Consider the following 11,040-nt stretch of genomic DNA (forward strand, 5'->3'; position numbering starts at 1 on the left):
TGAGCGTCTAACATTGTGTACACGAGGAGGGTTGCAATGATCACATATTTGTTTCCAGGACAAGGATCTCAACAGAAGGGAATGGGAAAGGATTTATTTGATGAGTTTCCTGATATGGTTCATGCAGCAGATCAAATATTAGGTTATTCGATTAAGGAGTTGTGTTTGGAGGATCCTGAAAACAAATTAGGCTTTACACAGTTTACTCAACCTGCATTGTTTGTTGTCAATTCGTTACTATATCTCAAGAAACGTCTGGAGACTGGACAAATACCGGACTATGTTGCAGGTCATAGCTTGGGTGAATATAATGCACTTTTCGCTGCAAATGCGTTTAACTTCGAGACAGGTTTGAAACTAGTCAAAAAAAGAGGGGAACTGATGGGTAAAGCTTATGGCGGCGGAATGGCCGCGGTTATAGGCTTGACGGGCGATCAGGTACGTGAGGTACTGGATACTGAAAGGCTAGCAAAAATTGATATTGCAAATTACAATTCTCCGACACAAATCGTAATATCCGGCCCAAAAGAAGATATTGACAAAGCAAAATCCGTATTCGAATCAAATAATCATGTTAGGATGTACTCCCCTTTAAAGGTTAGTGGTGCATTTCACTCAAGGTATATGGAAAATGCCCGGCAGGAATTTGAAAAATATATAGATGAGATGCCGATTCAACAACTTGAAATATCTGTGATTTCAAATGTCTATGCTAGGCCCTATACTCAAAAGTCAATAAAAACAAATTTGATCAAGCAAATAACCCATTCTGTACAATGGACTGACAGTATACGTTACTTATTAGGCCGTGGCGAGATGAATTTTGAAGAAATAGGAACAGGCAAGATTCTTACGGGTATGCTCAATCGTATAAAAAGGGAAGCTGAACCGATTACTGAAGTTGAGGAAATTGAGGTTCCTAATTTCGATAGAAGTAATAAGTTGGGAAATGTATTAGCTATACACGAAGAAATAGTTGTTAAGAAACCTGTGGACGAAGTCGTACAAAAGCCTTTTGAAATTATTGCTGCTTCATTGGGGAATAAGGAATTTAAAAAGAATTATGGTTTGAAGTATGCTTATCTAACAGGTGCTATGTATAGAGGTGTGGCCTCAAAGGAATTAGTTGTGAAGATGGGAAAAGCCGGAATGATGGGATTTTTGGGTACCGGCGGTATGCATTTGGCTGCAATTGAAGCAGATATTCAATTCATTCAAAAGGAATTGTCAGAAGGACAGGCCTATGGTTTGAATTTTTTGTATAATCTTAACAATCCGGATAAGGAACATCAGCTTGTTGATTTGTTATTGAAATATAAAGTAAGAACTATTGAAGCTTCGGCATTTTTGGGAATTACCTCATCATTAGTGAAATATAAGGCTAAAGGCTTAAGGCGAGATGGAAATGGAAATGTCATAACTGACAACAGGATTATCGCCAAAATATCCAGGCCAGAAGTCGCGGAAGCTTTTTTGAGCCCAGCACCAAAGCGGATTGTTGATAAGCTGCTGGATGAGAACGTGATTACAGCGAATGAAGCTGAATTATTGAAGAATGTACCTATGGCGAATGACCTAAGTGTAGAAGCAGACTCTGGGGGACACACGGATAGTGGTGTAGCATATGCATTAATGCCTGCGATTACTGTACTTAGAGATGAGATGATGAGCAAGTATAGATATACTACTCCCGTGCGTGTCGGAGCTGCAGGAGGGATCGGAACTCCACAAGCCGCAGCTGCTGCATTTGTAATGGGAGCGGATTTTATTGTAACCGGATCGATCAACCAATGTACGGTGGAGGCTAATACTCACGATACAGTAAAGGATTTGCTGCAGCAAATGAATGTACAGGATACTGAATTAGCACCTGCTGGAGATATGTTTGAATTTGGAGCTAAGGTTCAGGTCTTGAAGAAAGGTTTATTCTTTCCTGCCAGGGCGAATAAACTTTATCATTTATACTGTCAGCATAATTCAATTGTTGATATAGATGAAAAAACAAAAAAACAGATACAGGAAAAATATTTTAAACGCAGTTTTGAAAGTGTATTTGAGGAATTGAAAAGTTATTATCCTCATAGTGATATAGAGAAGGCAGAAAATAATCCCAAGCATAAAATGGCATTAATTTTCAAATGGTATTTCGCTTATAGTACTAAATTAGCACTAAGTGGGAATATTGAATGCAAGGTGGATTATCAGGTGCATTGCGGCCCTTCTTTAGGTGCATTTAACCAATGGGTCAAGGGAACAGAGCTAGAAAACTGGAGAAACCGCCACGTAGATGATATTGCACTAAAAATTATGCATGGTTCTGCTGAATTGCTCAACAAGCGTTACAAAGAAATACTTATGAATGCGTAATTTAAAGAAATAGAACACAAGCAACATTACCTTCAATTTCATTTTCCATCTTGTATGACCAGATCATATAACCCCTCTTTTACCTTGAACATAATTTCCAATCAATAGAATTTATACAATACTCTATCATATTAGGAGACATCTCTTCTGTTTGGTAGTGTTTACTCTGTAAATTTACTACACCAACAATATGAGATGTCTTTGTTATTTCTTTTATTCATGGATTAACCATTAAACCCAATTATTTAGATGTGAAGAGTGAGCTATTAAGCAAAATTTCATAAGTGGGAAACAGAAGGAAACTTCAGTTGATGCATAAAACTCAAATCCATTTTGGATGAGATGTTCGAACTGATCAAGATCGGTAAGTTTCTCCTCATCAAAACCTATCTAAGGCAGTTTGAGTGTCAAAGATGAAAATCTGTGTAAGAGCCAGGAAAACGCAGAAAACATTATTTTTTGATGGAGGTATTACATTGATCAACATTAAACATGTCACCAAAAACTATCATTTAGGGAAAACCATTGTACCGGCTTTGCGCGGGATCGATTTACAAATTGATCAAGGCGATTTTGTTACAATCGCCGGATCCTCAGGGAGTGGTAAGTCAACCTTGCTCCAATTGATTGGCTGTTTGGATTATCCAACTAGCGGTGAAGTATGGATTCACAATACCAAAGTAAGTGATCTGCGGGAGAAAGCGTTAAACCGTATCCGGCTGTATACTATCGGCTTTATTTTTCAGTCATTTAACCTGATTCCAGTGTTGAATGTGTACGAAAATGTTGAACTGCCGCTTCTCATTATGAAAGAAGTCTCACCGGCAGAGCGCAAAGAACGGGTAAACTATTTTATTCAGGAAGTTGGGCTCTCCGGTCAAGCAAAACATAAACCGTCCGAACTTTCCGGTGGGCAACGGCAACGAGTGGCCATCGCCAGAGCGCTGGTTACCAAACCCAAATTGGTTTTAGCAGACGAACCTACGGCCAATCTCGACTTCCGGACGGGGATGGAAATTATTGATTTGATGCAAGAGATCAACCGGAGAGAACAAACTACATTTATCTTCTCAACCCATGATCCTAAGGTTATGCAAAAGGCAAACCGGATATTTCATTTGCAAGACGGTGTGATTGAAAGTGAGGGAAAATCATGAAGATATTTTTAATTTCCATCAAAAATATCTTTGTAACTCAATGGCGGACATTGATTTTGGGTTCATTCATTTTTTTTATTAGCTTTTTGATGGTTTTTTTTCAGTCCTTTGTTTCAACCATGAAGGCTAATATGGAGGGGCACCTCATCAATTCCCTGACTGGAGAGATTCAATTCCGTTCCTCGCAATCAGAAGAAGGAGACATGGCCACAACCAACAAAAACTGGGGAGAGATTAACTATCTGAATGGGGATCAAGTGGCGCTACTGGAAAAGTATCTGGATTCCCAGACGGAACGGCTGAGCTATGTCAAACGGGTACGTGAAAATGCCATGTTAACCCACGATAAATGGAAAGTCCCCGCGATGATTATCGGGCTTGACACAACTGCAACCAATTATCAACAATCTTATAAACTGATTGACGGTCGGTATTTGGCTCCTAATAAAACCCATGAGATTATGCTTACCGAATCTCAAGCCGAACAATTCAAAGTCAAAGTTGGGGATGACATTAGCGTGTTGGCTCAGACGAAGGACGGACATCCCATCAAGTTGGATTTGAAAGTGGTTGGGGTTGGTAGTCTGGAGCTGAATTCTGCGGTGGCCCAGTTTGACTATGCCTATGTGGATCTGCAAAGCGCCCAGGAATTAATGGGTCTTAAGGCTGGGGAGGTTACCGATTTTATTATTTATACCAAAGACCGCACGACAATCGAGCAGACGCTTGACGCCATAAACTCAGATTTAAGCACTTCAGGATTCCCATTGGACAAGATAAAAATATCCACCTGGGAAACCATGGGTGGCACTATTTTGGGCGGTGTCGACTTGTATGTCATGACCTTTTATAGTTTCCTCTTTATTCTAATGCTGATTAGTTGCTTATTGATTATCAATTTGGTGAATATGATGAGTTTGGAGCGGTATCAGGATATTGGAACTTTAAGAGCCATTGGTTTCAGCCGCTTCCGGATCATTCAGATTTTTATGGGAGAGATTCTGATTATCGTAACTTGTTTTGCTTTAATTGGAACCATCGCTGGGTCCGCTCTGGTTTTATACTTTTCAAAAGTAGGTATGAATACTGGGCCCGTGCTGGGAAAATTATTAGGAGAACACTTTTTCATGAAGTTTGAATTTTCCCAAATTATACCTCAATTCATCATCATCTTTTTCTTTGCCTTGATTTCGTCGCTCTATCCCACATATAAGGCGGCCTCGTTAAAACCAGTCGAGACCTTAAAGGAAATCTAGTAAAGGGGAATGATTTCATGAAAAATATTATTAAAATTGCCTTTCGGAATATTTTGGCAAAGAAAAAACGCTCCATTTTAATAGGTTTGGCGATTTGGCTGTCGTTATTCCTTCTAATGACCACTGATGCCATTATGAATGGCGCGCAAAAGCAAGTTTCCAAAAGTTATGTCAATCTTCAGTCCGGGGATGTGGCAGTAATTTGGGAAAACACCAAAAAGGTCAAGAACAGTGATCCGTCTCGGTTGTTAGCCATTCAAGCTTTTGAGGCCGAGAAAAAAGATCAGAATCAACAGGCGATTAGCCGATTGGAGACCTTTGTAAAGGATCACTCGGAAGAGATCCAGGCATATTATCCCACCATTATCCGGAATGCTCAAATGACCAAGGGTAACACTGTGGATACCGCCAAAGTATTTAGCTTGACTCCGCAATACCAAGATATGCTCCTTGCCAGCGAAACCGTGAAAATGGATCAGGGAGTGCTATTATCGGATCAACCTTATTCCATTTGCATCAGTGCCGACAAGGCGAAAGCCAATCATCTGAAATTAGGCGACAAGGTCATGTTTGAGGCGATAACTCCCGATGGAACCAGTAAATCGCTGGATTTTGTAATCACGGGTATTTACAGCAACATGGCTATCTATGACAATAAATACTCTTTTATGTCTTATAACAATGCCAAGGAACTTTTTGATTTCGAATCCGGTTACTTCGATGTAGGAAGGATTTTTTTGAAGCATCCAGATCAGAGGGGCAGATTTGCAGAGACAATGGATCAATATTTAACCTCCGAAAGTCCCATATTGCGGGCTGAGTCATCGGAGATGGCTTCCTCGTTTTTCACCAATACTTCAACTATGTTAAAAGCATCCTTTGAAGTTTTTGTGGTGTTCTTTTTATGTGTCATCGCGCTCGGCATTTATTCCACCATTAAAATGAACCTGTTTGGACGAATGAAGGAATTTGGGACTATTCGAGCGATTGGCTATAGCCGTTTTCAAAGTTTCTTGATTATTTTCTTTGAATTTTACTTTTTGTCTATCATCGCCATGGTGGCTGCTTTGATAATGGTGGTGGTGCTGGTTCTAATCGTTGGCAATACCGGAATCTATTTGGGTTCAGGGGCGATTACTACGGTCATTGGAGGCGAGAGAATTTATCCCGTTCTAAAAGTTGGAGATACTATCTTGGCCTTTTTGATCATTACCCTGTTTACGATTATCTCTTCGGGCGGCCCTGGATTGAAATTGTGTTACCAAAATATCACGGATCTTATGCTGAAACGGCAACGGAAAATTTCGCTTTTCTCGATATTCTTCCGTAGTATTTTTCCGGGAAGCGAGCCTAAATCGAATCAGGGGAAATTCATTGGTTCGTAATTGAACTGGTGTTTGATAGGGATGCTCCCCATAAAGTAGACAGGTTAATTAACAAAAACCTTCTGCTTTATGGGGAGTTTTTAGTGTGCGGTTTAATTGTTTCTTACGGCTCAAATAGTCAGTTTTGGATTAATGGCTAGATTCGGAATTGATGGTGGTGTCAGAAATGAATTTATTATTTAACTTTGCGGCATTTAAAGATCGTAAGGCAATCATCACTCAATCGGGTGAACATTTTTCATATGATGACTTAATCCGAGAATGTGATCGGTTCCAACCGTTTTTTGAATCAAGGGATAAAAAACTAGTGATGATCCTTGCCAAAAATAATATCGAAACCATAATTGGTTATTTGGCCGCAGTGCAAAGCAATAATGCTGCCATGATGATTGATGCCCATTTAGACAGTGAAATTCTTAATAATCTAATCTCGACATACCAGCCAGATTTTATTTGGCGTCCTGAAAATGGAGACGGTGTGTTCGGATACCAAGAATACGAATTAATAGATTATCGATGGGAACAGCAGCCAGAAATCCACTCGGATATCGCCGTGTTGCTTTCCACATCGGGATCGACTGGTTCACCTAAACTGGTGCGACTGACGAAGCAAAATGTTATTGCTAACGCTAGATCCATCGCCGCTTTTCTTCATTTAAATGAGACAGAACGAGCAATCACTAATTTGCCAGTGCATTATTCCTATGGATTATCGGTTATTAATAGTCATTTGACTGTAGGCGCGACCATTCTACTAACGGATACCCCCATCGTCAAAAGAGAATTCTGGGACTTCTTCAAAGCCGAAGGAGGAACATCCCTCACTGGGGTGCCGTATACCTATGAAATTTTGAAACGAATGGGATTTTCTCAAATGGAGTTACCCTCATTACGCTATATGACCCAGGCGGGCGGGAAACTCAGTATCGAATTGGTGCTGGAATATGCTGAACTATCCCGATTAAAGAAATTTGATTTTTGGGTGATGTACGGTGCTACCGAAGCTACGGCTCGAATTGCTTACCTGGATCCGGCGTACAGCGTCTCCAAATCGGGGAGTATTGGGAAATCCATCCCCGGTGGGAAACTTTGGCTGGAGGATGAGGAGGGAAATCCGGTTACGGATCCCTTACTCGAAGGAGAGTTAATTTATGAGGGACCGAATGTGATGATGGGTTATGGGTATTGTCGGGAAGATCTCGCGAAAAGCGATAAATTGTTAGGCGTCTTAAAAACCGGTGATATAGGATATTTCGACAATGAAGGTTTTTTTTATATTACCGGACGTAAAAGCCGTTTTCTGAAGATTCTGGGAAAACGTATCGGGTTATCGGATATCGAGCATCATTTACAGAGTTTGGGGTTCAATTGTTATGTTGGTGGACAGGACGAACTGCTTCTGATTGCGTACCACCAGGAGGAGTTGCAAGATGTAGCCAAAGTGATACTGAATAACATCAAGAAGGAAGTTTTTACTCGGTTTAAAATCCCTATGGATCTCATTCAAGTGATTCCAATGCAACATATTCCCCGGACTTCTTCTGGGAAAATTAATTATGCTAGTTTTGGATTTAAGTTAAATCAAAAATCAACATTCAAGTGAGGTGGAGTTGGAAACCATGAATACAAATCAAAATCAGCGAATTCTCTATGCGACTTTCGAAAATGAAATTCAATTGCCAATCCTGGATATTACTCATCCCCTTTTTAACGCTAGTATTGATGAACAGGCGTATCATTTGAACTGTCTCAAGTCAGCTCGGAGCATTGAATCACTAAAGAAGATGCCAGGTTTTATTCGGAACATCTTTGTGAAAATGTCAAATGTCGACAATTCTTATCTTAGCGGCATGCGTACGTTGCTGTACAAACTTGGCCCCGGCTTAAGTCGGGGGATAAAATTAGGTTTCCGCGACAAGTGGGCGGTGAAACAGACCTCTTTTATGGGACTACGGATCAGGCTGAGAGATCTTTGCCGCAGCCAGTCGAAAATATTGCTGCCTCAGCTAAAGCAATTTCCTGAGCGCAACCTTTGTTTCTTCAATATCGCCGGAGGGTCCGCTACCGACAGTATTAACACCCTGATTCTAATTCAGGAATCGGATCCGGAGTTACTCAAAGGTCGGAAGATAGAGATAAACATTTTAGATATCGATACCGTTGGTCCAAATTTCTCAAAACGATGCATTGATGTTCTGAAGCAACCGGGTGAACGCTTCCATGGTCTGGACATTACCCTCAATATTGTTCACTATGACTGGAGCCAACCCGAGGCATTAGTAAAGTTGAGTTTGGAACGTTCCGATTGGATTCAGCTCTGTTCGTCAGAGGGGGGGCTTTTTGAGTACGGTTCGGATTCAGATATCATTGAAAATTTAAATCGTTTCTTTACCAACTCCCCGGCAGACGCCCGGGTCACAGGCTCCTTAATATTCGACCGAGCAAATGTAAATGCGGGATATCTGGGATTTACAGAGTTTATTGGCGTGCAGATCCGATATCTGGGGCTGGAGGGGTTGCAGCGAATTTTATCACAAACCTCGTGGGTTTTGGAAGAATCCCATGAAATTGATAAGATCTATATTCTGTTTTCATTGAAGAAAGCTTGATTTAGTTAAAGATATGGCTGTATTCATTTTGTACGCCATCAGGCGGGCCCACGGAGGTCGGGAAAGGTAAGGTGATGGGTATGGCTGAGAGTTGGATCGTCAGGGATCAGTTTAATAAACAGGCAACCCAATTTGACAATTGGACGATAACACAGGATGAAAAAACCCATCAGTTTCTAATGGAATTTTATAATATCAGCGCTGCTGACGAACTGTTGGAATTTGCTTGTGGGACGGGGGCATTTGCTATCTATGCGGCCGGGCGGGCCAGGACGGTTTGGGGGGTGGATATCTCCGAAGGGATGATTGAAGTTGCCACTACGAATGCCAGAGAACGCCAATTGGAAAACATCCGGTTCATCTGTAGTAATGCGGAAAAGGTGTCATTTGAGAGTGAGCAGTTCTCCTGTGTCAGTTCAAAAGCGGCATATCATCATATGAAAAACTATCCGGCAGTATTTCAGGAAATGAAACGCTATTGCCAAAATCAAGGGCGAATTTGTATCCAGGATATTATTTCGTATGAGGATTCAAAACTGGACGATTTTTTTGAGCGGTTGGAACTGTTAATCGACTCCTGCCATCATCGTACGCTTTCCAAACAAGAGATTGTCGACTTGTATAAACAAAATAATGTTGAAGTTTTTCGAGCACTGGTATCCGTATCCACACTGAATTTTTACGAATATGTCAATCACGCCGTGCAAACTGAAGAAGACAAAGCCGAGATTGACGAGCTGGTGCGGATGGGATTGAATGATCCTCTCATCTCTCAATGGCTCTTCACGGAAAACGATACACTGTTCTGGAAACGCAAGGTGTTGACCATCGCCGGTTACAAAAGATAAATAAGACGCTGTGCTGGCGATAAATAAAAAATGAAAAGAGGTATATCATCTGTGGAAGCAGCCAGCCAAACGCAAAGAGATATATCTATGGAAGTTGGGCAGACGAAAAGAAAATCCCGGCGATTGCTAAAGGTAAGCCTGTTAGTTGTCGGGATTTTGCTGGTAATGATGACGGTGTCAATTTTGTATATTGTCAATGAGGTAACCCCGAAAGCAGCGGCGGTATTTTCGGCCAGAACCCCTGACAAGGAAGGTAAAATAATTCCTGTAAATGGTTTTAATCTCTGGTATAAAGAGACAGGAAACCCTAATGGTGAACCCATCATCGTCATTCATGGAGGCCCGGGATTATCCTCGTATTATTTCCATGATTATTTGGATTTTTTGAAGCAAAAAAACAAGGTAATATTCTATGATCAACCGGGTACCGGAAATTCCGAGTCGAAGAGTGATTTGCAAAATTATAGTTTTCAACATCTCACGGATGATCTGGATGTTATTGTGAATGATTATGCAAAAAAGAAACCAGTAACTCTTTTGGGTCATAGTTTTGGAGCCATTGTAGCACTCCAATATGCGCTGGATCATCCAGGAAATGTCGATCAACTTATACTGGTTTCCACTCCCTTTATTCAATCCACGATGCAACCGGAAATGTTGCTCAAACTATATCGGACGCTGCCGCCAATTAATGACCCAGAAGCTACTAATCAGTGGTATCATCAGCGGTTGACAGAGTATTACAACACTACTTTCTATCATCCTGGCGGTGGCGAAAAGCTGGATCTCGGCCCTGCAAGTTATGCGCCGATGATGTCGATCTTTAAAACGATGCAAAACTTTAGCCTGAAGGATCGACTCCCGGGTTTTGATAAAAAGACATTAATTATTTACGGGGAGGCGGATAAGGACGTGATTTCCATAAAGGATCAGTTGATCCTACATCAAGACTTGCCCAACTCCACCTTGATTAAATTCGAAAATTCTGGTCATTGGTCATTTATCGAAGAACCTGAAAAATTCCGGAAAACGATTATGGATTTTTTAAATAATGGTCATTCATCGACAAACCTAAAAAATTCCGGAAAACGGTTATGGGATTTATAGAAAATTGATATGGGGAGGTAGAGTTATGGAGGTAGTGGAATTGAAGGGAGAAATATTTGATTTTATGAACGAAACATTTTTACTGGAGTTCAATGATAATATCACAGAGGGTACGGATCTGTTTAAAGCTGGGATCATTGACTCCTTTGGATATTTGAAGTTGATAACATTTTTAGAAAATGAATTTCATATTAAATTTTCTGAGGATGAGATTTTGGACAATGTTTTTGTTTCGTTTTCAGACATTGTGAATTGTATCTCAAGAAAGCTGTATAGATAAGGTTCGATTTTGGGACGTTTGGGGGTAAAAT

At 40.7% G+C, this 11,040-nt stretch carries 9 protein-coding genes; all 9 read left to right on the forward strand.

All coding sequences use genetic code 11. From position 1 onward, the window contains the following. Positions 1-36 precede the first annotated feature (36 nt). The 9 genes from fabD (at position 37) to PBN151_RS07195 (ending at position 11,009) form a co-directional block, all read left to right on the forward strand. Positions 37-2,367, forward strand: a complete 2,331-nt coding sequence (fabD, locus tag PBN151_RS07155; protein WP_072728411.1) for an ACP S-malonyltransferase — start codon at positions 37-39, stop codon at positions 2,365-2,367. A gap of 476 nt (positions 2,368-2,843) precedes the next feature. Then, complete coding sequence (locus PBN151_RS07160; RefSeq protein ID WP_227774462.1) at positions 2,844-3,524, forward strand: ABC transporter ATP-binding protein; 681 nt, start codon at positions 2,844-2,846, stop codon at positions 3,522-3,524. Next, entirely contained in the window at positions 3,521-4,780 is a 1,260-nt protein-coding gene (locus tag PBN151_RS07165; RefSeq protein WP_072728412.1) for an ABC transporter permease, read from the forward strand. Before PBN151_RS07160 ends, PBN151_RS07165 begins: the two co-directional genes overlap by 4 nt. Before the next feature lie 17 nt (positions 4,781-4,797). Then, positions 4,798-6,165, forward strand: coding sequence for an ABC transporter permease (locus PBN151_RS07170; RefSeq protein ID WP_072728413.1), 1,368 nt, complete (start codon positions 4,798-4,800; stop codon positions 6,163-6,165). Positions 6,166-6,331: 166 nt separating this feature from the next. Then, positions 6,332-7,768, forward strand: coding sequence for an AMP-binding protein (locus PBN151_RS07175; RefSeq protein ID WP_072728414.1), 1,437 nt, complete (start codon positions 6,332-6,334; stop codon positions 7,766-7,768). Positions 7,769-7,784: 16 nt separating this feature from the next. Beyond that, positions 7,785-8,774 carry a hypothetical protein gene (locus PBN151_RS07180; protein WP_072728415.1) on the forward strand — a complete coding sequence of 330 codons (990 nt, stop codon included), beginning with the start codon at positions 7,785-7,787 and terminating at the stop codon, positions 8,772-8,774. A gap of 80 nt (positions 8,775-8,854) precedes the next feature. After that, positions 8,855-9,622 (forward strand): class I SAM-dependent methyltransferase, encoded by a 768-nt coding sequence (locus PBN151_RS07185; protein WP_175560640.1) that lies wholly within the window; start codon positions 8,855-8,857, stop codon positions 9,620-9,622. Positions 9,623-9,673: 51 nt separating this feature from the next. Beyond that, entirely contained in the window at positions 9,674-10,729 is a 1,056-nt protein-coding gene (locus PBN151_RS07190) for an alpha/beta fold hydrolase (protein ID WP_072728417.1), read from the forward strand. Positions 10,730-10,754: 25 nt separating this feature from the next. Then, positions 10,755-11,009 (forward strand): acyl carrier protein, encoded by a 255-nt coding sequence (locus tag PBN151_RS07195; RefSeq protein WP_072728418.1) that lies wholly within the window; start codon positions 10,755-10,757, stop codon positions 11,007-11,009. Positions 11,010-11,040 lie beyond the last annotated feature (31 nt).

The sequence above is a fragment of the Paenibacillus sp. NAIST15-1 genome, from assembly GCF_001894745.1.
Lineage (GTDB): Bacteria > Bacillota > Bacilli > Paenibacillales > Paenibacillaceae > Paenibacillus_B > Paenibacillus_B suaedae.

Bases quoted from the DNA above. Each gene is read 5' to 3' on its own strand.
- fabD (WP_072728411.1), top strand. From the start codon at position 37: ATGATCACATATTTGTTTCCAGGACAAGGATCTCAACAGAAGGGAATG.
- PBN151_RS07165 (WP_072728412.1), top strand. From the start codon at position 3,521: ATGAAGATATTTTTAATTTCCATCAAAAATATCTTTGTAACTCAATGG.
- PBN151_RS07170 (WP_072728413.1), top strand. From the start codon at position 4,798: ATGAAAAATATTATTAAAATTGCCTTTCGGAATATTTTGGCAAAGAAA.
- PBN151_RS07175 (WP_072728414.1), top strand. From the start codon at position 6,332: ATGAATTTATTATTTAACTTTGCGGCATTTAAAGATCGTAAGGCAATC.
- PBN151_RS07180 (WP_072728415.1), top strand. From the start codon at position 7,785: ATGAATACAAATCAAAATCAGCGAATTCTCTATGCGACTTTCGAAAAT.
- PBN151_RS07185 (WP_175560640.1), top strand. From the start codon at position 8,855: ATGGCTGAGAGTTGGATCGTCAGGGATCAGTTTAATAAACAGGCAACC.
- PBN151_RS07195 (WP_072728418.1), top strand. From the start codon at position 10,755: ATGGAGGTAGTGGAATTGAAGGGAGAAATATTTGATTTTATGAACGAA.